General features: G+C 68.5%; 21 protein-coding genes. 10 read left to right on the top strand and 11 right to left on the bottom strand.

Annotated elements, in window-relative coordinates; genetic code table 11:
* Positions 1-27 precede the first annotated feature (27 nt).
* From B0293_RS01190 to B0293_RS01175, 4 genes are read right to left on the bottom strand one after another with little or no spacing between them, the layout of a single operon-like run.
* Positions 28-1,635 (bottom strand): benzoate-CoA ligase family protein, encoded by a 1,608-nt coding sequence (locus tag B0293_RS01190; protein WP_005165171.1) that lies wholly within the window; start codon positions 1,633-1,635, stop codon positions 28-30.
* Between the two features lie 19 nt (positions 1,636-1,654).
* Positions 1,655-3,076 (bottom strand): benzoyl-CoA 2,3-epoxidase subunit BoxB, encoded by a 1,422-nt coding sequence (boxB, locus tag B0293_RS01185; protein WP_005165173.1) that lies wholly within the window; start codon positions 3,074-3,076, stop codon positions 1,655-1,657.
* 7 nt (positions 3,077-3,083) lie between these two features.
* On the bottom strand, positions 3,084-4,676 hold the full coding sequence (gene boxC, locus B0293_RS01180) for a 2,3-epoxybenzoyl-CoA dihydrolase (protein WP_005165174.1): 1,593 nt from the start codon (positions 4,674-4,676) through the stop codon (positions 3,084-3,086).
* Between the two features lie 38 nt (positions 4,677-4,714).
* Positions 4,715-5,269 carry a TetR/AcrR family transcriptional regulator gene (locus B0293_RS01175; RefSeq protein WP_039919359.1) on the bottom strand — a complete coding sequence of 185 codons (555 nt, stop codon included), beginning with the start codon at positions 5,267-5,269 and terminating at the stop codon, positions 4,715-4,717.
* A gap of 60 nt (positions 5,270-5,329) precedes the next feature.
* Between B0293_RS01175 and B0293_RS01170 the strand changes: the two genes are divergently transcribed.
* The gene (locus B0293_RS01170) at positions 5,330-5,785 is read left to right on the top strand and encodes a cupin domain-containing protein (protein ID WP_005165178.1); all 456 of its coding nucleotides are present in this window, start codon (positions 5,330-5,332) and stop codon (positions 5,783-5,785) included.
* Here the strand turns inward: B0293_RS01170 and B0293_RS01165 are convergent.
* Positions 5,782-6,201: a hypothetical protein gene (locus B0293_RS01165; RefSeq protein WP_005165180.1), complete on the bottom strand. Its 420-nt coding sequence runs from the start codon at positions 6,199-6,201 to the stop codon at positions 5,782-5,784. The genes B0293_RS01170 and B0293_RS01165 overlap by 4 nt on opposite strands.
* A 216-nt stretch (positions 6,202-6,417) precedes the next feature.
* Between B0293_RS01165 and B0293_RS01160 the strand changes: the two genes are divergently transcribed.
* Both B0293_RS01160 and B0293_RS01155 read left to right on the top strand, forming a co-directional pair.
* Entirely contained in the window at positions 6,418-8,319 is a 1,902-nt protein-coding gene (locus tag B0293_RS01160; RefSeq protein ID WP_005165182.1) for an ABC transporter ATP-binding protein, read from the top strand.
* A gap of 13 nt (positions 8,320-8,332) precedes the next feature.
* On the top strand, positions 8,333-9,220 hold the full coding sequence (locus B0293_RS01155; RefSeq protein ID WP_005165184.1) for an alpha/beta fold hydrolase: 888 nt from the start codon (positions 8,333-8,335) through the stop codon (positions 9,218-9,220).
* A gap of 129 nt (positions 9,221-9,349) precedes the next feature.
* Here the strand turns inward: B0293_RS01155 and B0293_RS01150 are convergent, their stop codons facing one another.
* Together B0293_RS01150 and B0293_RS01145 are read right to left on the bottom strand one after the other, a co-directional pair.
* Positions 9,350-10,111 carry a 2-keto-4-pentenoate hydratase gene (locus B0293_RS01150; protein ID WP_005165186.1) on the bottom strand — a complete coding sequence of 254 codons (762 nt, stop codon included), beginning with the start codon at positions 10,109-10,111 and terminating at the stop codon, positions 9,350-9,352.
* A complete protein-coding gene (locus B0293_RS01145; protein ID WP_005165187.1) occupies positions 10,108-10,905 on the bottom strand; it encodes a 2-keto-4-pentenoate hydratase in 798 nt (265 codons plus the stop codon). The genes B0293_RS01150 and B0293_RS01145 overlap by 4 nt, the downstream gene beginning before the upstream one ends.
* 133 nt (positions 10,906-11,038) lie before the next feature.
* Between B0293_RS01145 and B0293_RS01140 the strand changes: the two genes are divergently transcribed.
* The 4 genes from B0293_RS01140 (at position 11,039) to B0293_RS01125 (ending at position 14,809) form a co-directional block, all read left to right on the top strand.
* Positions 11,039-11,611 (top strand): hypothetical protein, encoded by a 573-nt coding sequence (locus B0293_RS01140; RefSeq protein WP_005165188.1) that lies wholly within the window; start codon positions 11,039-11,041, stop codon positions 11,609-11,611.
* A gap of 34 nt (positions 11,612-11,645) precedes the next feature.
* The gene (locus tag B0293_RS01135) at positions 11,646-12,053 is read left to right on the top strand and encodes a CoA-binding protein (RefSeq protein ID WP_005165189.1); all 408 of its coding nucleotides are present in this window, start codon (positions 11,646-11,648) and stop codon (positions 12,051-12,053) included.
* A 280-nt stretch (positions 12,054-12,333) separates the two neighbouring features.
* Complete coding sequence (locus tag B0293_RS01130) at positions 12,334-13,116, top strand: IclR family transcriptional regulator (protein ID WP_005165190.1); 783 nt, start codon at positions 12,334-12,336, stop codon at positions 13,114-13,116.
* Between the two features lies 1 nt (position 13,117).
* On the top strand, positions 13,118-14,809 hold the full coding sequence (locus tag B0293_RS01125) for an L-lactate permease (RefSeq protein WP_005165191.1): 1,692 nt from the start codon (positions 13,118-13,120) through the stop codon (positions 14,807-14,809).
* Here B0293_RS01125 and B0293_RS01120 read toward each other — a convergent pair.
* Entirely contained in the window at positions 14,790-15,200 is a 411-nt protein-coding gene (locus tag B0293_RS01120) for a GNAT family N-acetyltransferase (RefSeq protein WP_005165192.1), read from the bottom strand. The two genes, B0293_RS01125 and B0293_RS01120, sit on opposite strands and share 20 nt — an antisense overlap.
* A gap of 149 nt (positions 15,201-15,349) precedes the next feature.
* On the opposite strand from B0293_RS01120, the gene B0293_RS01115 reads away from it, so the two are divergent.
* Together B0293_RS01115 and B0293_RS01110 are read left to right on the top strand one after the other, a co-directional pair.
* Positions 15,350-16,222: a hypothetical protein gene (locus B0293_RS01115; protein ID WP_039919361.1), complete on the top strand. Its 873-nt coding sequence runs from the start codon at positions 15,350-15,352 to the stop codon at positions 16,220-16,222.
* Positions 16,223-16,345: 123 nt separating this feature from the next.
* Positions 16,346-16,741, top strand: a complete 396-nt coding sequence (locus B0293_RS01110) for a sigma factor-like helix-turn-helix DNA-binding protein (protein ID WP_039919363.1) — start codon at positions 16,346-16,348, stop codon at positions 16,739-16,741.
* A gap of 70 nt (positions 16,742-16,811) precedes the next feature.
* On the opposite strand, the gene B0293_RS01105 is transcribed toward B0293_RS01110, so the two are convergent.
* Both B0293_RS01105 and B0293_RS01100 read right to left on the bottom strand, forming a co-directional pair.
* Complete coding sequence (locus tag B0293_RS01105) at positions 16,812-18,080, bottom strand: RNA polymerase sigma factor (RefSeq protein ID WP_005165197.1); 1,269 nt, start codon at positions 18,078-18,080, stop codon at positions 16,812-16,814.
* A 30-nt stretch (positions 18,081-18,110) separates the two neighbouring features.
* A complete protein-coding gene (locus B0293_RS01100) occupies positions 18,111-18,527 on the bottom strand; it encodes a YciI family protein (RefSeq protein WP_005165199.1) in 417 nt (138 codons plus the stop codon).
* A gap of 152 nt (positions 18,528-18,679) precedes the next feature.
* Here B0293_RS01100 and B0293_RS01095 point away from each other — a divergent pair, with 152 nt between their 5' ends.
* Entirely contained in the window at positions 18,680-19,669 is a 990-nt protein-coding gene (locus tag B0293_RS01095) for a small ribosomal subunit Rsm22 family protein (protein ID WP_005165201.1), read from the top strand.
* Here B0293_RS01095 and B0293_RS01090 read toward each other — a convergent pair.
* Complete coding sequence (locus B0293_RS01090) at positions 19,651-20,565, bottom strand: LysR family transcriptional regulator (protein WP_005165203.1); 915 nt, start codon at positions 20,563-20,565, stop codon at positions 19,651-19,653. The genes B0293_RS01095 and B0293_RS01090 overlap by 19 nt on opposite strands.
* Positions 20,566-20,613: the final 48 nt, after the last annotated feature.

Raw genomic sequence — 20,613 nt, 5'->3', positions numbered from 1 at the left:
TGGACGACACGCGTGATCGGGTGGACGTCAGCCGGGCAGGGGCGAGGCCGGGTCCGGCTGATAGGCCTGGACCTCGTACAGGTCCCGCACCAGTTCCCGGATGACGTTGCGCCGGATCTTCCCGGTCGCCGTCTTCGGCAGTTCGCCCAGCTCGACGATGCCCCGCGGCCGTTTGAACGACGCCAGCCCGGACCGGCAGAAGGCGATCAGCTCGTCCGCGTCCAGCCGGTGGCCGGGCACGCCGACCACGCACGCGACGGGCTTCTCGATGCCGTCGGCGTCGAAGGCGGCCACGACCGCGACCTCGGCGACCGCCGGATGCTGGAGCAGCCTGTCCTCGACCTCGGCGGGCGAAACCCAGATCCCGCCCGGTTTCAGCATGTCGTTGAACCGCCCGAGACAGGTGTAGCTGCCGTCCTCGTTGCGCACGAAACTGTCGCCCGTCCGCAACCATTCCCCTTGGAAGACCTGCTTCGTCGTCTCGTACCGCGCCCAATACCCGGTCGCGATCGACGGCCCGGCGACGAACAGCTCGCCGGGCTGCCCGTCCGGCACCGGGTCGCCGTGCTCGTCGCGCAGCGCGACCTCGTAACCGGGCACCGGGACCCCGGTACTGCCGGGGCGCACCTGATGCGGCCGGTTGGACAGGAAGACGTGCAGCGCCTCCGTCGAGCCGATCCCGTCGAGGATCTCGACGCCGAACCGGTCGCGAAACCGTTCGTACAGCGAGGCCGCCAGCGGTTCCCCCGCCGAAATCGCTTGGCGTACCGAGGCGAACGTGTCGTCGGGGATGTCACTGGCGAGCAGCGCCGCGTAGAAGGTCGGGACGGCGAAGAACAACGTCGGCCGCTCCGCGCGGACCCTGGCGGCGATCAGTCCCGGGGTCGGCCTCGCCGGTTCGAGCAGCGCCGTCCCGCCAGACACGAGCGGGAAGAACGCCGAATTCCCCAAGCCGTAGGCGAAGAACAGTTTCGGAACGGAAAGGAAACGGTCGTTCGGCCCGACGTCCAGCACGCCGCGCGCATACGTCTCGCAGACCGCGCGGATGCCCGCGTGCCGGTGCATCGCGCCCTTCGGCTTCCCCGTCGTCCCCGAGGTGTACAGCCAGAGCGCGGGCGAATCCTCCCAGGTCGGCGCCGGTTCGAAACCGCTGTCGTCCATTGTGGACAGATCGCTCCACTGATGCGCGCGGACGCCGGACGGCAGCTCGGCCGCCTTGGCCCTGTCCAGCACGACGTCGGTGACCTCCGGCGCCAGGCCCAGCGCGATCGCCGCCTGCGCGGAGAACTCGCCGGAGACGCACAGCACCCTGGCCCGCGAATCGGCCAGCACCTTGCCGAGGTCCATCCCGGTGACCATGGTGGACACCGGGACGGCGACCGCTCCGGCCAGCATCGCGCCGAGGATGCCGGTGAGCAGCTCGACGTCGTCGACCATGCAGAACAGGACCCGCTCCTCGGGCCGGACGCCGATCGCCTTCAGCCCGGCCGCGACCCTGCGGGTTTCGGCCGCGAGCTCCGCATACGTGAGACTTCGCCTGGGGGAAACGACGGCGTTCTTCGCCGAAAGCCCTTCCGCCGGATGCCTGTCGAGCAGGTAGCTCGTCGCGTTGAACCCGGTAGCAGCAGCGGTCACGGGCGCACCTTCTATCGGCTCAGCTCAGGTAAACGTATTCGTAATCGAACGGTTTCCCATTGATGCCCTGGCGTGGCGGTGCCACCCAGCTCGCGATCTTTCCTCGCTCGTACACCGGGTGCATCAGCGATCGGACGAAGGTCAGGTCTTCGGGAGTGGGCAGCCACTTGCGTTTGCCGGCCAGCCAGGTCCGCTCGTCGACAACCGTGCCGTCGGGCGTCACATGGTGGCCGGAGTTTATGCCGACTTCGCGATTGAATCCAGGGTGCGGGAGGACGAATCGGAAGTCGATGCCTGCCTCGTCCAGGATCTTGTTCCAGCGGTTGACCCCGGTCTGGCAGTCGGCGCGGTACTCCTCCCGCAGGTCGAGGTTCAGCAGCAGGATTGCCTGGTGTTCCTCGCTCTCCCAGGTGCCGTCGGCCCTCGGCCGGGACAGCGTTCCGGCGGCGTCGGTGAGCCGGTGGTCGTCCTTGCGGCGGGGCTCCTGCCAGCGGCCTTTCAGCCCGGCGGTGTAGTAGTTCGCGGCGTTGGTCGAGGTCTCGCTGCCGAACAGGTCGAGGGAGACGGTGTAGTGGAAGTTGAGGTAGCGCTGGATCACGTCCAGGGGGATCCCGCCGTGCCCGGCGATGTCGAAGGTGTCGTGTTCGCGGATCAGTTCGGCACTGCGGGTGACCACCCGGTCGACCCCCGTGGTGCCGACGAACATGTGGTGCGCCTCTTCCTTGAGCATGAATTCGCAAGTGCGGGAAAGCGGGTCGAAGCCGCTTTCCTTGAGGGTGCCGAGCTGGTATTTGCCATCGCGATCGGTGAAATAGGTGAACATGTAGAACGCGAGCCAATCCGCGGTCTCCTCATTGAAGGCGCCGAGGATGCGCGGGGCGTCCGGACTTCCGGAATTCCGGAGCAGGAGACCTTCCGCCTCGTCGCGGCCTTCCCGGCCGAAGTAGGCGTGCAGCAGATACACCATCGCCCACAGATGGCGGCCTTCTTCGACGTTGACCTGGAACAGGTTCCGCAGGTCGTAGAGGCTCGGCGCGGTGAGCCCCAGCAGTTTCTGCTGCTCGACCGACGCGGGTTCGGTGTCGCCCTGGATGACGATGAGCCGTTGCAGGTCGGCGCGGTATTCGCCGGGGACCTGCTGCCAGGCGGGCTCGCCCTTGTGCTCGCCGAAACCGATGACGCGGTCCGGGCCGGGCTCCGCGAGGAAGATCCCCCAGCGGTAGTCGGGCACGTTGACGTGGCCGAAATGCGCCCAGCCGTCCCGGCCGACGCTGACCGCGGTGCGCAGGTAGACGCCCTGGGTCCGCAGCGTGGGACCCATTTCGCCCCACCAGTCCAGGAACTTCGGCTGCCAGCCCTCCAGCGCCCGCTGGAGCCGCCGGTCCCCGGAGAGATCGACGTTGTTGGGGATCTTGGCGTCGTAATCGATCTTGGTGGGCATGGTCTTTTCAAACCCGCTTCCTGTCGAAGACGGCCTTCTGACCAGTACCGTAGCGACGCAGCGCGCCTTCGGGACCGGATGCGTTCGGACGAGTGAAGATCCAGTTCTGCCAGGCCGCGAGCCTGCCGAAGATCTTGCTTTCCGTCGTTTCGGGGCCGACGAACCGGTGGTTCGCCTCCATGCCGGTCAGGGCGTCCGGGCTGAGCGAAGCCCGGCCTTCCAGCGCGATCCGGATCTCGTCCTCCCAGTCGAGGTCGTCCGGGGCGTCGGTGACCAGGCCGAGTTCGTTCGCCTCCGCCGGGCTCAGCGCTTGACCGCGTCGTTCCGCCAGCTTCGTGACGTGCCCGGGGTCGCCGAAGAACCGGGACTCGAGACGAGTGAGGCCGTTGCCCATCGGGAAGCGGCCGAAGTTGGCTTCGGACAACGTGATCGACGCACGTTCTTCACTGTCTTCGTCGTCGACCGGGGGACCGTCCAAGATGTACTGCCGGTCGGCGGCGAGCGCGATTTCCAGCAGGAGCCCGGCGAAGCAGCCGCCGGGCTCGACGAGGGCGATCAAGCTGCGGCTGGTGACGTCCAGGCGTTTCAGCGTCCGTTTGAAGTAGTGGACGATTTCGTTGCTCAGACAGTCTTTCACGTCGAAAACGGCGCGTTCGTGCTCCAGGACCTTCGCGGGATCACCCTCGGCGCGGAGCACCCAGGTGCCGAGCCCGGGTTCGTTGGTGCGCAGGCGGAGGATCGTGTCGTCCAGCTCCCGGGTGACGTCCAGTAGCCAGCCGTCGTCGTCTTCGGGCCCCTTGACGGTGATGGTCGCTTCGGTCTCGCCCAGGACGACGTCGACATAGCGATGCTTCAGCGGCGCGAGCCGGACGCCTTCGCCGTCGAGCCGCTCGGTCGTCCGAGCGAGTTCCTTCGCCCTGGCCAGCACGGCGTCGCGGAAACCCTTGCGCGGCACGAGTTCGTCGACGAGCCGCCAGTCGACGGCGGTCCGGCCCTTGACCCCGTCGGGGCGGGTGGCAAAGACGTCGGCGAGGTCCCGCCGCACGCCGCGTTTGTCGACCACCCGGGTGAGCCCGCCGGTACCGGGGAGGACGCCGAGGAGCGGGACCTCCGGCAGCGCGACGGTCGAGGAGTTGTCGTCGACCAGCAAGATCTTGTCGCAGGCGAGCGCGATCTCGTAGCCGCCGCCGGCGCACGTGCCGTTGACCGCGGCGACGTAGAGCTGCCCGGAATGCGCGGTGGCGTCTTCCATGGCGTTGCGGGTCTCGTTGGTGAACTTGCAGAAGTTCACCTTCCACTCGTGCGACGACGACGCGAGCATCCGGATGTTCGCCCCGGCGCAGAAGACGTTGTCCTTCGCGCTGGTCACGATGACCACGCGGACTTCGGGGTGCTCGAACCGCAGCCGCTGCGTCGCGTCGTACAACTCGATGTCGACGCCGAGGTCGTACGAGTTGAGCTTGAGCTCGTAACCCGGTACGAGCCCGCCGTCCGCGGCGACGTCGAGTTCGAGCCACGCGACGTCGCCGTCGGTGGACAGTTTCCAGTGCCGGTAGCCGCTGGGATGACGTTCGAACGTCACCGGTGTGGTCCGCGTCACCTGATCAATTGTCTACATTGCACTGACTACCGTCAATGTTATGTAGAAAGTTGGTCACGGAGTGCGGAAAGCGTCAGGTCGAGGAAACGAACCCAATCGGAACCCGCGCGAATGACCGACGAAAGCGCGCCGACCAGCAGATAGACGTCGGCGACGGTGCAGTCCAGCCGGACGAGTCCCGCCGCCTGATCGTGGGCGATGACCTCGGCGACCACCCTTTCGAGGCGCCCGCGGGCGGTGCCGCGCGGCTCACTCCCGGGCCGTCCGCGCGCCGAATCGATGGCCGCGGTGAGGCCCCGGTCGCGGGACAGCAGCTCGCCGACGTACCGGAAGTAGCGCTCCAGGCCGGAATCCTCGCCGAAGCAGTACTCCCGGGCGTACTCCTCGATCTCCGCGAACCGATGTTCCGCGGCCGCTTCGACCAGCGCCTGACGGTCGGGGAAATGCCGATACACGGTCCCGACGCCGACGCCGGCCGCGCGGGCGATCTCCGGCATCTGCACGTCGTCCCCGCGTTCGGCGAACAGCGCCCGCGCGGCCTCCGTCACCCGTGCTCGATTGCGCTCCGCGTCCGCTCGCGGCTTGGCTGACAACCTGTCTCCCTCCCGATTAAGTGGAAACGGAATCCGCTTCCGAATGAAGGAGAGCATAGCATGTCGAAGGACCGTTTTCTGCTGCTCGAACCCGGCGAGGCCCGGCCCGGCCGGGTAAAGCTGCCGCCCGCGTTCAGCGTCAAGGCGATGACCGAGGACACCGAGACGAGGTTCTCGTTGCTGGAGGTCACCCTGGCCATGGACATCCCGCGGCACGTGCACCACGAGGCCGACGAGTGCATCTACGTCCTCGAAGGCGAACTCGGCATCGACTTCGACGACGAGAGCCACGTCGCGACCAAGGGCACGTTCGTCCTGCTGCCACGCGGGGTGCCGCACGCTCTGCGCCGCGTCTCCGAGCCGCCCCGGGTCCTCCAGATCTCCTCCCCCGGCGGCTGGGAGCACTACCTGGAGGACCTGTTCGAGGCGGGTCCGGCCGTGTTCACCGAGGGCGCGATCGATCCGGTGAAGATCAACAAGGTCGCCGCGCCCCACCACATCACGTACGGCGGCTAGGCGGGCGTGGGCACCCGGTTGAGCTTCGCCGACGCCCAGATCACGAAGCCCCACAGAAGCAGCGCCGAGGCACCGTCGGTGAAGATCGTGACGAACCAGAACGCCGGGATCTGCGGCACCCCGGTCAGGAAGTGCCCAAGGCTCGCCAGTCCCGACAGCGAGAAGACCATCAGGAGCACGAGCGCCCGCCAGTAGCGTCCGCGCAGGTAGTCGCGGTAGCCGGCCAGGCCGATCGCGGTCAGGACGAAGTACACGATGGCGACCAGGGTCGCGGCGACACCGACCGGGATCCCCTCGATCTGCGGGTAGTCCGCCGCTCTGATCACGTTGTGCGCGTAGTGCAGCGTGGTGGACAGCAGTGTGAAGGCCAGGATCAGCCGTAACGCGGTGAGCCCTTGGTTTCGCAGAGCTTCCATGTTCGCCCCCTTGCGACTTGATAGATCGCTCTAGCGAGAGCGTAACGCATCGTGGGCGGGAGCTGAAGAGTGCTGCGGTGAGGCGTCGGCACAGGTGGTCGTGAGTGGCAAGTGGGGTTAGAACGACACTTGCCACTCACGACCCACCCGGCCGACGCGTCACCGCCGCCCCATCGGCTCTCGGAATTGTCGGTGGGGGCGCGTAGAGAAGAAGGAGTGCCCGAAGCGCCCGTGCCCCTGATCGGGGTCGAGAACCTGAAGATGCCCGAATGGGCCGCGGTCGACGAGACCGTGGCCGAGGCGGGGATGGCGAAGGCCATCCGCGCGCTCCCGTCGGCCGTGGCCATCGTGCTGCGGCTGGCCTGGCGGACGTCGCCGCGGCTGACCCTGCTCGCCGGCGTCGTCCACGTCCTTTCCGGTTGTGTCACCGCGTTCGGCCTGCTGGCGACGGCGAACGTGTTCATCGCACTGCTGGAAAGCGGGCCGACGCCGGACAGAGTGCTGGAATCGTTGCCCGCCTTGATGATCGTCGTCGGCACGTACGCGTTGCGCGCGCTGCTCGACACGGCCGTGGCCGCGGTCGAGGGCGCGCTCCGGCCGCGGATCGTGACCGCGGCGGGCGACGAGGTCACCGCCGCGATGGTCCGGGTCCGGCTGCTGGCCTTCGAGGACGCCGATTTCCGGGAGCTGGCCAGGCAGGGCGCGCGGTACGGCGTCCGCTCGATCGAGATGAGCCTGCGCTGGCTCGCGGATCTGACGTCGGCGCTGATCTCGCTGATCGCCGCGCTGGTGGCGGCGGGCCTGCTCAACCCGTGGCTCGCGCCGGTGCTGTTGCTCGCCGCGGCGGCCGACGGCTGGGCGGCGGCCAAGGTCGCGCGGCTGAACTACCGGCACTATCTCGACACAGTCGGACGGCACATCCGGAAGGGGATCGTCGAGGAAGTCGCCACGTACCGCGAATTCGCCCTCGAACGGCACGCGCTCACCCTGCAGGAACCGTTGCTCGGCGAGTACCGGCGGATCACCGAAAGCTTGATGCACGAGGAGGTCCGGCTCGCGCATCGCAGCAATCTGGTCCGGCTGACCGGTCGCGCGGCGGCCGGGGTGGGCACCGCCGTCGCGTACCTCGTGCTCGGCGTCCTGCTCTACAGCGGGCAGATGGAACTCGCCCTCGCCGGGACGGCGGCGCTCGCCATGCGGTCGGCGTCGAACTCGCTGTCCATCACGATGCACGCGGTGAACTCCCTGTACGAGGAGTCGTTCTACATCGCCTTCTTCCACAAGCTGCTCGTGGAATCCGAGAAACGCGGCCCGCTGAAGGACGGGATCGCCGCCCCGCCGGATCCGGCGGAGATCCGGCTGGACAACGTCACGTTCACCTATCCCGGCCAGGAAACCGCCGCGCTGCGCGAGGTTTCGCTGACCATCCGGCGCGGCGAGGTGGTCGCCCTCGTCGGCGAGAACGGTTCGGGCAAGACCACGCTGGGCAAACTGCTCACCGGGCTCTATCCGCCCTCGGAGGGAAAGGTGTACTGGGACGACGTCGATCTCGCGGGCGCCGACCACGAGTCGGTGCACACGAACATCGCCGTGATCGCCCAGGATCCTGCCGAATGGCCGATGACCGCGGAGCACAACGTGACCGTCGGCAGGCTCGGCCGCGAGGATCCGGACCGCGTCGCCTGGCTCGACGCGATCACCTCCTCCGGCGCCGACGAGGTGATCGAGTCCTTGCCTGCCAAAGAGAAAACGGTGCTGTCCAAGAAGTTCGACGACGGGCAGGACATCTCGGGCGGGCAGTGGCAGCGGATGGGGATCGCCCGCGGGATCTACCGCGACGCCGCCGTCCTGGTCGCCGACGAGCCGACGGCCGCGCTCGACGCGAAGGCCGAGGCGCGGGTCTTCGCCGGGCTGCGGCACGCGAGCGTCTCCGGGGCGGGCAGGCGCACGACGATCCTGGTCACCCACCGGCTGGCCAACATCCGCTCCGCGGACCGGATCCTCGTGCTGGAGAAGGGACGGCTGATCGAACAGGGCACGCACGCCGAACTCATCGAGGAAGGAGGCCTCTACCACGAGCTTTACGAGATCCAGGCTCGCGCGTATCGCGGTGAGTAGTCACACTGTCGGAATGCCCGAGACGATCGCCACGGTGAACGGCATCGAGTTGTGCCACGAGACGTTCGGCTCGCCGGACGGCAGGCCGTTGCTGATGATCATGGGCCTGGCCTCGCAGATGATCTGGTGGGACGACGAACTCTGCGAGCACCTCGCGGCCGAGGGGTTCTTCGTCATCCGCTACGACAACCGCGACGCCGGCCGGTCCAGCCGGATGACCGGGCGGGTGAACCTCCCGCTCGCGTACGCCCTGCGCACGGCGCCGTACTCCCTGGCGGACATGGCGGGCGACGCCGCCGGGCTGCTGACCCGGCTCGGCGTCGAGAGCGCGCACGTCGTGGGCGCGTCGATGGGCGGGATGGTCGCGCAGACACTGGCCATCGAGTACCCGTCGCGGGTGCGGTCGCTGACGTCGATCATGTCGACCACCGGTAACCGGTTCGTCGGGCGGCCGAGCGCCAAGGCGCTGGCGATGCTGCTTTCGGCTCCTCCGCGCGGCCGTGAGGAGTACGTCGATTCCCTGGTGCGCACGTTCCGCGTCATCGGCTCGCCGGGCTATCCCTTCGACGAGGCCCGGATGCGCGAGCGCGCGGAACGGTCCTACGACCGCGGCGTCAACCCTGGCGGGACAGCGCGGCAACTGGCGGCGATCATGTCGAGCGGGGATCGTTCCCGCGCGTTGCGGAAACTCCAGGTTCCCGCCCTCGTCGTGCACGGTTCGAAGGATCCGCTCGTGCACGTTTCCGGTGGCCGGGCGACGGCCCGGGCGCTGCGGGAGTCCACATTGGACGTCGTCCCCGGTATGGGACACGACCTCCCGCGCGCGATCTGGCCGCGGCTCACGCGCGGTCTGCTGGAGACGGCCGACCGCGCCTCGCCGCACTATCCACAAAGGACTTAAGGTCAGCAGTCGCTCGCCCGCACCCCGATCTCGGGTGTTGCGAAAGCCACTTTCGCAACGTTGAAGGTTGTGAAAGTGGCTTTCGCAACGCTTCGGGGACCTCGTAGATCACCGCCGAGCACCGGTCCGTCAAGACCCGGCGAGCGTGATCGAGCCCAGATGCGAGAAATGCGCCGCCACCCGTGAACCCGGGCGTACGTCGACGGCGTCGGTCATCCCGCCGGTGAGCACGATCCAGCCCTGTTCCAGCGCGAGCCCGCGGGCCCCGAGGGCGTTGGCCGCCAGCGCCAGCGCTTCCGCCGGATGTCCTTGCACGGCCGCCCCGGTGGCGGTGTCGACGATGGCGCCGTCGACCTCCAGCAGCGCCGCCTCCAGCGAAAGGTCCAGCGAGGACGGCTCGGCGCCCACCGGGCCGAGCGTGAAGTACGCGGAAGAACCGTTGTCCGCCACGGCGTCCGGCAGGGAGAAGCGGTAGTCCCGGTACCGGCTGTCGATGATCTCGACGCCGCCGTGGACGCGCTCGACCGCGGCCAGCGCCGTCGCCGAGGTCACGCCGGGACCCGAAAGTCGTTGTCCCATGACGAAAACCAGCTCCGGTTCGGCACGCGGATGGATCAGCGTGGGAACCGGGACACCGGCGGGAAGCACCATCGCGTCGGTCAGCCAAGCGAGCAACGGCGAGTCGATGCCCATCCGTTTCTGCTTCGCCCGCGAGGTCAAGCCCAGCTTGACGCCGATCAGCGTCTCGCCACGTTCCTGCCGGATCCGGAGCGCCTCGTCCTGGATCGCGTACGCGGTTTCGACGTCCAAAGCGGGCCACGCGTCGGTCAGCGGATCGCGTTCTTCCCCGGACAGCAGCGCTTCCGCCGCCTCACGCACATCAAGGCTCACGGCCGCTCCTCCCCGGAGAACTTCGCGGTGACACTGCCGAGCCCCGCCATCGTCGCGACGACCGTGTCGCCGGGGCTCACCGGGATCGCGCGCGTCATCGAACCCGGCAGCACGACGTGCCCCGGTTCGAGCGCGACCCCGAGCGGCCCGACCGTGTTCGCGAGCCACACCAGCGCGTTCACCGGCGAACCGAGCACCGCGCCACCGGCGCCGGTCGCCGCGATCTCACCGTTCTGGTGCAGGACGCAGCCCACCAGCCGCAGGTCGAGGTCACCGATCGCGGTCGGCCTGCTGCCGAGGACGACACCGCCCGAAGACGCGTTGTCCGCGATGGTGTCGACGATGCTGATCTTCCAGTCCTGGATACGGGAATCGACGATCTCCAGCGCCGGGACGACGAAGTCCACCGCCCGCAGCGCGTCCGCCACCGTGACACCGGGGCCGCGCAGCCGAGAGCCGAGGACGAACCCGATCTCCGGTTCGATCTTCGGCTGGAGGAAGCCGCCGATCGGGATCGGCTGGTGTTCGAGATGGAACATCGAAGCGGTCAGGTGCCCGTAGTCGGGCTGGTCGACGCCCATCTGCCGCTGCATGGCGGCGGACGCGAGGCCGACCTTGTGCCCGCGCACGCCGTCGCCGCGGTCGGCCCAATGGTGGACGAGCCGCTGCTGGATGCGGTACGCGTCCTCCAGCGTCGCGGCGGGATAGGTCTCGATCAGGGGCGCGATCGGCTTACCGGTCTCGTACGCGCTGAGCAGCGCGGCCGCGGCCTCCTGCAGCGTGCTGGCGTCCATGGGCTCCTTCCGACAGCCGAACTCTGCCCCGTCACCCGGGCCCGCACAAGACGCCCGTTCCACTGGCCGGTACGACCAGAGATTAGGCCGAAAGGGTCTCGCACGGCCCCGATCATCACCTAGCCTGCTTCCCATGTCCGATTGGACGCTCTCACGGGCGAAGACCAGGATCGACCGCCGCGAGGAGCTCGACGAGCTCACCGCGCGCATCCGGTACGAGGTCCGGGTGCACCTCAACGAACCCGCCGCGCACAACGCCTACGACGAGCTGACCGACATCTTCGCCATCGGGCACGCGGAGTGTTCGGCGCTGCTCAGGCACCGCCGTGTCCTGCCGCTGTGGGAACGGCTGCTGCTCACGCGCTACAGCCGCCGCCTCTACGGCAAGGCGATCTCGGCGACCGTCGGTGACCTCCCCGCCGACGCGGGGCCCGCGCCCGCGGCCGCGTTCGGCCCGGAGATCGCCTCCCTCACCCCGGATTCCGGTGACACCGGCGCGAAATTCGACATGCAGGGCCGCGGTCTGGTCAACGTCTTCCGGATCGCCGCCGGTCGGCACGGCGGGATCTGGCCGGACCGCCACGACGTCGCGACGACGTCCGCGCGCAGCGTCCTGACGTGTTCCGCGGTCTTCCTGCGGCGCCGCGCCTGGCACGTCGTCTGGCCGGTGTACCGGGTCCGCGGCCTCCGGCTGTGGAAGCTCTAGGAATTACCCGGGATCCGGCGCGGTTGCACCCGGTATGACCGATCGCGCCACCGAGATCCTCGCCGGATCGAAGACGATCGCCGTCGTGGGGCTGAGCCGCGATCCGGCCAAGGCCTCGCACGGGGTCGCCGCCGTGCTGCGGGAGCACGGCTTCCGGATCATCCCCGTCCATCCTTCGGCCGACGAGCTGCTGGGCGAGAAGGTCTACCGCTCGCTCACCGACATCCCGGAGCCGGTCGACCTCGTCGACGTCTTCCGCCCGGCCGCGGACACTCCGCCGATCGCCGAACAGGCCGTCGCGATCGGCGCGAAGGCGCTCTGGCTTCAACAGGGCATCGTCTCCGCCGAGTCCCGCCGGATCGCCGAAGAAGGCGGTTTGGCCTACGTCGAAAACCGCTGCACGGCGGTCGTCCGAGCGGTCGGGAACCTCTCGGTGCGTTAGAAACGGACTCCGGACAAGACCCTCGCCGCGATTTTCCGGCGGGGGTCCTTTCATATCCGTGAACAGAAAAATGACCCCTGAAGTCATACGCCGAATCGGAACCGCCGAAAGGATTGGTCCAAACCGGTGATCTTGACCGGAAGCCCCCGAGCTGGGAAAACTTGTCCGGTCGACAGTTTGTTAAGAAACCTTCCCAAGGGTCGGCGGAGCTGTTAACGTCCGAATCCGCTTAACGGAAACAGGTGCCGGTCATCGGTACCCCGGTCCAACGGAGGGCGAAGTGGGCACACCACGCGGCCTGGATTCCAGTGGCACTCTCGAGCGCGGACTCGCGGTTCTCGAGCACGTCGGCCAGAACCAGGAGATTTCCACCAACGCGATCGCCAGGCAACTGGGTCTCTCCCGGAGCGCCGCGTACCGCATCGTCGGCACCCTCAAGAATCTCGAATACCTCGAAGCCGATCGCGCCACCGGCCGCGTCCGGCTCGGCACCCGGCTGGTCGAACTCGGCGCCCGCGCGATGGCGGCGACCGATCTCCACCGCTGCGCGCCGCGCTATCTCGCGTCGCTCGCCGAGCGCAGCGGTGAGACGACGTATCTCGCGGTCCCGGACAACGACACGATGGTCTACGTCGCCACCGAACGCAGCGCCAACGCCGTCACCCTGGCCTGCCGCCTCGGCACCCGCCGTCCGCAGCACGCGACGTCGCTGGGCAAGGCGTGGCTGGCGGCATTGCCCGAACAGGACCGGGTCGAACGCATCCGCCGGATGAAGCTCGACAGCCTCACGCTCAAGACGATCAACGATCCGGCCCGGCTGCTCGACGACCTGGCCAGGACGAGCCGCCGCGGCTGGGCCGTCGACGACGTCGAGAACGAACCGGACGTGGGCTGTGTCGCCGCGGCCGTCCGCGACCACACCGGACGGCCGATCGCCGCGATCAGCATCGCGGGCCCCGCCGGACGCGTGCTCCGCCGGACCGACGAACTGGGCGCGACGGTGGCCGGGACCGCCGCCGCGCTGTCGCTGCGCCTGGGTTACGTCCGCGCGCAAAGGGGCTGAAGTGGGCTGGATCCAGGACTACCAGCCGGCGGGCGGCCTGTGGCCGTCCGCGGCGCTCGCCGCGCTCCCGATCATCGTGCTGCTGGTGGCACTGGGCGTCCTGCGCCGGTCGGCGCGTCTCTCGGCCGCGCTGGCGCTGATCACCGCGCTGCTGGTCGCGACGCTGCTGTACCGCATGCCCGCCGGGCTCGCCTTCGACTCCGCGGCCATGGGGCTGGTGTTCGGGGTGTGGTCGGTGGCCTGGATCGCGTTCCACGCCGTGTACTTCCACAACGTCACCGTCGCGACCGGACGGTTCGACAGCATCAAGGCGGTCCTCGCCGGGTTCAGCGAGGACCGCCGGCTCCAGGCGCTGCTGATCGCGTTCGGGTTCGGCGCGCTGCTGGAAGGGATCGCGGGCGGCGGCTCGCCGATCGCGATCACCGCGGCGATGATGGCCGCGCTCGGCTTCCCGCCGGTGAAGGCGGTCGTGCTGGCGCTGCTGGCGAACACCGCGCCGGTCGCGTTCGGCGGCCTCGGCAACCCGTTGATCGTGCTGGGCAGGCTGACCGCGCCGATCCTCGGCATGAAACAGGAGCAGGCGACCGATCTGTTCTCGTCGATGGTCGGTCGCCAGCTCCCGTTGCTGGCGCTGATCGTCCCCGGATTCCTGATCGTGGTCCTCGCGGGCTGGAAGCGGATGGTCGAGGTCTGGCCCGCGGTCCTGACGGCCGGGCTGTCGTTCGCGGTCATGCAGTTCGTCACCTCGAACTTCATCAGCCCGAGCCTCGTCGACGTCGTCGCCGCGCTCGCGGCCATGGCGTCGCTGTGGATCCTGACCCGGTTCTGGCAGCCGTCGACGGTTTGGCGTTTCGACGGCGAAGAACCGGTGACGGCCGGAGCGAGTCTCGGAGCGGCGAAGGCCGAACGTGGCGCGCTGTACGCGTGGGCGCCGTACGTCGTCCTGATCGCGGCGATCTTCCTTTCCCGGATCGGCACGATCTTCAAGAACCTTCCGGACTGGCTGGACCTGACGAAACTGCTGCACAAGGCCGACTGGGTGTTCGCGTGGCCGGGGTTGCACAAGGAGGTCGTCCAGCACGCGCCGATCACCCCGAAGGACACGCCGTACGCGGCGACGCTGACCGTCGACTTCCTTTACTCACCCGGAACCGTCGCCCTGATCGCGGCGGTCGTGGCGGGTTTCGCGATGGGCGCGAAACCCCGGCTGCTGCTGGCCACCTATCGCCGGACCCTGCACCAGATGCGCTGGGCGCTGGCGACGATCTTCATGATCCTCGCGATCGCGTTCGTCATGAACTACTCGGGCGCGACGCAGACCCTCGGTCTCGCGCTGGCGACCACCGGCGTGCTGTTCCCGTTGTTCTCCGCCTACATCGGCTGGCTGGGCGTCTTCCTCACCGGATCGGACGCGTCGACGAACAGTCTCTTCGGGCCGATGCAGGTGATCTCGGCGCAGCAGCTGCACGTCGACCCGATCCTCGCCGGTGCCACGAACACCTCCGGCGGGGTGATGGGCAAGATGATCTCGCCGCAGAACCTGTCCATCGGCGCCACCGCGATCGGGCAGTCCGGGCAGGAGGGCGCGCTGCTGCGGCAGACATTCCTGTGGTCGGTCGTGCTGACCGCCGTGGTCGGGGTGATCTCGCTGCTTCAGGCGACCGTGCTGAGCTTCATGATCCCGAGCCCGTGAGCCGGATGAGGCCCGCTTCGGTCGGGGAGAAACCGCAAGCGTCGAAGTAGAACGAACGCAGTCCCGGCACGAAGTCGACGTGCAGCCATTCGCAGCCCGCCGCCCGCGCGTGAGTCACGGCCAGGGAGACGACGGCCGTCGCGATGCCCCGGCGCTGATGGGTCCCGCGGGTCTTCGTGTCGAGCAGGAACGCGTGGTCCCCGCCGTCCCAGGCCACGTTCACGAAGCCGACCAGCGTCCCGGCGAAGTCGCGGGCGGTGACCCAGCCGAGGCTGTACCGCCGGATGGAATTCCACCAGCCGGGCACGGGCTGCCCGCCGTGCGAACGGACGAGATCGGACATCTCGTCGTCGGTGACCGGGTCACGCCAGCGATAGGAGAAGTCCATCATCCGGCCAGCATCCCCGAAGTGATCATTCCACGCCAATCATTGGAAGATCTCCGAGAATGTCCACAGTGGTCATCCGATCTTAACCGGCGACTGCTCTGGATGGATGAACACCTGGTTCGTTCACCGGAATGAGAACTACCGTTGTCCTCATGCCCATGACGCTGATCAAAGGAACTTTCCAGCTTGTCGGAGCCTCACCGGACGGCGATTCGGTGCGGTTCTATCCCGAAGATCCCCAGGCGACCAAGAAGGCGGGCCTGAAGGTCCGGCTCAATTCACGGGGCGGGATGCAGTTGCGGCTCGACGCCATCGACGCGCTCGAAACGCACTACCAGGCCAGGGGAACCGGCGGGATGTGGCACCAGCCCGCGGAATTCGCCGACGCCGCGGCCGCGAACCTGCTGAAGGTCCTCGGTTTCAAAACCGTCGAACGGAACGACCGGGGAACGGTCACTTCGTCGACCCCGATCAAGGTACCGGGTCACATACTGACGCGATTCGCCGACAAATACGGACGAGCGGTGGCGTTCGCCTTTCCCGGGCAACGGCCGGGCCGGTCGGCGGACCTTTCGAAGGTCCATCTCGACGTCAAAACGCTGAAGAACTCGGCGAACTACCGGCAGATCGCGGACGGACTCGTCTATCCGACGTTCTATTCACTGCTTTACCCGGATCTCCGTGACGCCTTGGCGGAAGCGGCCGCCCAAGCGCGCCAGGACGGGCTCGGACTGTGGCCGGACGACGTCACGAACTCCGGTTTCAAGCTCTCGTCCCGACGGCAGCTCGCCGACGAACTGGTGATCCTGCCGAAACTGTTCCGCAGGCTCGTCGACTACCTCGCGCTCGACGAGACCGGCGGGGTCTCGCTGACCGGTTTCTCCGACTTCCTCGATTCCCGCAACGACCGCCTGTTCACCGTCCCGGACGGGCACGCCACCGAATTCGAGACCCTGGTGAGCGTGAAGCGGCAGACGGTCAGCCTGACGATCGAACCCGAGCGGATCGTCTTCATCGAGGCCTGAACCGGGCCCGTGTGGGCAAAAAGACCGTACCTCCCTCCCCTTCGGCCGTGCTCATCTGAAAGGTGGGAGAGGGAGCCGATGCAAGGACACGGTTCGCGGCGGTCGGAGGAGGCCGGCGGGCGGATGGAGACTGGTTCGAAGATCGTCGACGCCGTCCGCGTCTTGGTCGTGCGCTACTGCCGGGCGCGGATCGGACGGCGCTCGGGCAGCTACGACGCCGCCGACGCGGTCGCGAAGAACAGTTGCCGGGAGATCATCGCGGGCGCCGCCCGGGCGCCCGCGCTGCTCACGCTCGCCTACGACGTGACGCACGGCCTGGTCGACGACTTCCACCGGACCGCCGCCGAACTGCCGAACCCGCTTTCGGGGCTGCCGGGGCAGCAGCGCGAGATCATGGTGCTGCGGTCGCTCGTCGGGCTTTCCGCCGAGGACACCGCGATCGCGCTCGGCTGCTCCGTGCAGGCCGTCCGGCTGGGGCAGCACCGCGCCCTGACCGCCCTGCGCCCGGCCCCCGCCTGACGCGTTTCGTCCTCTGAATGCGGTGGTTCGCGCTACGAACTACCGCATTCAGAGGACGAAACGCGGGAGGTCAGGGGGTGCACTCCGCCGCGCGGTTCAGCAGCAGGGTGCGCTCCCGGTCGTTCCCGGTCATCTCCGCCGCGCGCTCGAACTCGGCGCGGGCCTCGTCGAGGCGGCCGAGCTTCGCCAGGAAGTCGCCTCGCACGCTCGGCAGCAGGTGATACGCCTTCAGCGCGGGCTCCGACGTCAGCTTGTCGACGACCTCCAGCCCCGCCTCCGGCCCGACGGCCATCGACAGCGCCACCGCGCGGTTCAGTTCGATCACCGGCGACGGGTTCAGCTTCCCGAGCCCTTCGTACAGGACGGCGATGCGTCCCCAGTCGGTCTCCTCGCCCGTCCGCGCCCGCGCGTGGCAGGCGGCGATCGCGGCCTGTGCCGCGTACACCCCGAAGGCCCCGCCGGTGAGCGACTCGGCGAGTTCCAGTGCGGCGAGGCCGCGGCCGATCAGGAGCCGGTTCCATTTGGTCCGGTCCTGGTCCATCAGCAGCACGGGTTCGCCGTTCGGCCCGACGCGCGCGGCGGACCGCGAGGCCTGGATCTCCATCAGCGCGACGAGCCCGTGCACCTCGGGTTCCTTCGGCATGAGCCCGGCCAGGATCCGGCCGAGCCGCAGCGCCTCCTCGCACAACGCCGGCCGCATCCAGTCCTCGCCCGCTGTCGCCGAATACCCCTCGTTGAAGATCAGGTAGATGACTTCGAGCACCGACGAGAGGCGCGCGACCCGGTCCTCGCCCTCAGGCACCTCGAACGGCACCTTGGCGTCGCCGAGCGTCTTCTTCGCCCGGACGATCCGCTGCGCGATGGCGGTTTCCTTGGCGAGGAACGCCCGCGCGATCTCGTGGGTCTGCAGCCCGCCGATCATCTTCAGCGTCAGCGCCACCCTGGCCTCGGTCGAAAGCACCGGGTGGCAGGCGGTGAACACCAGCCTCAGCAGATCGTCCTCGATGTGGTCGTCGAGGCCCGCGGTGAAGTCGGGCTCCTCCTCGGTCTCCTGCTCGCGGCCGATCTCGCCGAGCTTCTTCTCGTACCGCTCGTTGCGCCGGAAGGTGTCGACGGCCCGGCGTTTGGCCGTGGTCATGAGCCAGGCTCCCGGATTCCTCGGGACGCCCGACTCAGGCCACTGTTCGAGCGCGGCGACCAGCGCGTCCTGCGCCAGCTCCTCCGCGAGTCCGACGTCGCGCGTCATCCGCGCGAGGCCGGCGATGAGGCGGGCCGATTCGATCCGCCACACCGCGTCGATCGCCGAACGAGGGTCTGCTGTAGCCGTCACGCCGACCAATCAACCTCGTCGGCGCGACGACCGCAACCACTAGTTGGCCTCGGCCTGTTCCCGCAGCTTCTTCTCGTGCTCGACGATCTCCGGGGTGGCGTTGTCGAAGTCCTCCATCTCGGCGATCTGGCGGATCTCGATCTCCCCCTCGCGGAACGGCGCGCGCTTCATCCACTCGACGACCTCAGCCCGGTCCTTGACCTGCAGGATCCAGAAACCCGCGATGAGTTCCTTGCTCTCGGCGAAGGGACCGTCGACGACCCTGGCCTCGGTGTCGCCGGAGTACTGGATACGGAAGCCCTGGGCGCTCGGGAGCAGACCTTCACCCGCGAGCATGACGCCGGCCTTCACCAGTTCCTCGTTGAACTTCCCCATCTCCTGGAGGTCCTCGGCGCTCGGCTGCGCGCCGGCCACGTCGGTCTTCTCATCGCTCTTGACGATCACCATGAACCGCATCTGAAGTCTCCGTTCCCGGCGGGGCTCGTCCCTGCCACATCTACGCGTCGAACGGGCTCCCCCGGTTTCGACACGCTCCCAGAAGTTTTTTCCGCGAATATTCGAGCAGCCGGAAAACCCCAGGTCAACCACCCGTGGAAGAATCCTGAGCCGTGTCCGCTCTCCCCGAAACCCTCCGCTCAGCCCTCGACGAGGAGCTGGGCAGGTATCCGCAGAACAGGCTGACCCAGTCCGTCGAGCGGCTCAGCACGCGCTACCGCGAAAACTCCCCCGCGAGCGCGCCCATCCTCGCCTCCGAGGCCGACATCGCGGCGTACGCGGGCTACCGGATGCCTGCCACCTACGCGGCCGTACACGCCGTTCTCGCCGAAGCCGCTCTCCGTACCCCCGGGTTCGCTCCGCGCACGCAGATCGACATCGGCGGCGGGACCGGGGCCGCGATCTGGGCGGCGGCCGGCGTCTGGCCGTCGCTGGAGGAGAGCACCGTCGTCGAGCAGGTCCCGGGCGCGATCGAGCTGGGACGGCGGCTCGCGGGCAGCGCCGCCGAGCGGGCGGTCCGGACCTCGACCTGGCGGCGCGGCCTGATCGACCCGGCCGCCCCGGCGCCGGACGCCGATCTGGTGACCCTCTCCTATGTCCTGGGAGAGTTGCCCGAGGCCCGCCGGGCCGACGTCGTCCACTGGCTGTCGGCGAAGGCCGGGATGCTGGTGCTGATCGAGCCCGGCACACCCGCCGGCTACGAACGGATCGTCGAAGCGCGGGACCGGCTCGTCGAGCTCGGCCTCTCCCTGGTCGCGCCCTGTCCGCACGAAGGCGCCTGCCCGATCCCTCGCGGCAAGGACTGGTGTCACTTCTCCGCGCGGCTCCCGCGTACGGGCCTGCACCGCCAGCTCAAGTCCGGGACGCTCGGCTTCGAGGACGAGAAGTTCTCCTACGTCGTCGCCTCGCGCACGGTGCCGGAACGGGCCGGGAGCCGGATCCTGCGGCATCCGGCCAAACGCAAGGGCATGGTCAGCCTGTCCCTGTGCGCCGGCTCCGGGCTCACCGAAGCGATCGTCACCAAACGGCATGGCACGGCCTACCGCGACGCCCGCGACGCCGAATGGGGCGACGCCTGGCCCGCTCAGTCCACAGTGGACTGACGGGCCCGCCGCGCCAGATTGCCGATGACGGTGAGCAACGCGCCGAGCGCCGGATTGTCGTTGCCCCGCCGCCACATCAGTTCGAGTTCCACCGGACGGCTCTCGACCCCGTCCACCGGACGGAGCACGACACCCTCGAACCGCAGCGCGGCGGCCGCGGCGGGCACCAGCGCGACCCCGAGGTCCGCCTTGACCAGCGCGAGAACGGTATGCGCCTGACTGGCGTACTGCGTGTAGTCCGGCAGCACCCGGGCCGTCCGGAAGACCGCGACCAGCACATCGTGGAAATACCGGCACTCCGACGGCGAGTACATGATGAACCGCTCGCCGTCGAAGTCGCGGACGTCGGGATTCTTCTTGCGCCGTGCCAAAGGATGCGCCGACGGCAACGCCGCCAGGAGCGGTTCCCGCCACAGCGGCAGGGTCACGATGTCGCCACCGGTCACCGGCGGCCGGACCATGCCGAGGTCGACCCCGCCGGCCAGCAGCTCCTCCACCTGCGCCGCGGTCACCATTTCCCGCAGCACCAGATCGATGCCGGGCACTTCGGCGTTCGCCGCGGCGAGGACGCGTTCGAGGTAGGAATACGCCGCCGTGGCGGTGAACCCGAGCGTGACCGCGCCGACCTCACCCTTCTTCGCCCTTCGGACATACAGCGTCGCCTCTTGCGACGAACGCAGTATTTTCCTTGCCTCGGCGAGAAAAACCCGCCCGGCGGGAGTCAGCCTGACCGTGCGGTGCGTACGGTCGAAAAGCTCGACGCCCAGTTCGCGCTCCAGCAACTGGATCCGCCTGCTCAACGGCGGCTGGGTCATCGAGAGCCGCTCCGCCGCCCGGCCGTAGTGCAGTTCCTCGGCCACCGCGACGAAACTCACCAGCTGTTCCAGGGAGAACACCCACCCAGTTTTGGGTATCGCCGGAGGGCGGACAAGCGCCGAAGCGGT

The organism is Amycolatopsis azurea DSM 43854, assembly GCF_001995215.1.
Classification (GTDB): Bacteria; Actinomycetota; Actinomycetes; order Mycobacteriales; family Pseudonocardiaceae; genus Amycolatopsis; species Amycolatopsis azurea.
Note: the sequence above shows the minus strand (reverse complement) of the source record. Positions and strands in the feature narration are given on the sequence as shown.

Bases quoted from the DNA above. Each gene is read 5' to 3' on its own strand.
- B0293_RS01135 (WP_005165189.1), top strand. From the start codon at position 11,646: ATGACCGATCGCGCCACCGAGATCCTCGCCGGATCGAAGACGATCGCC.
- B0293_RS01140 (WP_005165188.1), top strand. From the start codon at position 11,039: ATGTCCGATTGGACGCTCTCACGGGCGAAGACCAGGATCGACCGCCGC.
- B0293_RS01110 (WP_039919363.1), top strand. From the start codon at position 16,346: ATGGAGACTGGTTCGAAGATCGTCGACGCCGTCCGCGTCTTGGTCGTG.
- B0293_RS01120 (WP_005165192.1), bottom strand. From the start codon at position 15,200: ATGATGGACTTCTCCTATCGCTGGCGTGACCCGGTCACCGACGACGAG.
- B0293_RS01100 (WP_005165199.1), bottom strand. From the start codon at position 18,527: ATGCGGTTCATGGTGATCGTCAAGAGCGATGAGAAGACCGACGTGGCC.
- B0293_RS01115 (WP_039919361.1), top strand. From the start codon at position 15,350: ATGCCCATGACGCTGATCAAAGGAACTTTCCAGCTTGTCGGAGCCTCA.
- B0293_RS01165 (WP_005165180.1), bottom strand. From the start codon at position 6,201: ATGGAAGCTCTGCGAAACCAAGGGCTCACCGCGTTACGGCTGATCCTG.
- boxB (WP_005165173.1), bottom strand. From the start codon at position 3,076: ATGCCCACCAAGATCGATTACGACGCCAAGATCCCCAACAACGTCGAT.
- B0293_RS01145 (WP_005165187.1), bottom strand. From the start codon at position 10,905: ATGGACGCCAGCACGCTGCAGGAGGCCGCGGCCGCGCTGCTCAGCGCG.
- B0293_RS01155 (WP_005165184.1), top strand. From the start codon at position 8,333: ATGCCCGAGACGATCGCCACGGTGAACGGCATCGAGTTGTGCCACGAG.
- B0293_RS01170 (WP_005165178.1), top strand. From the start codon at position 5,330: ATGTCGAAGGACCGTTTTCTGCTGCTCGAACCCGGCGAGGCCCGGCCC.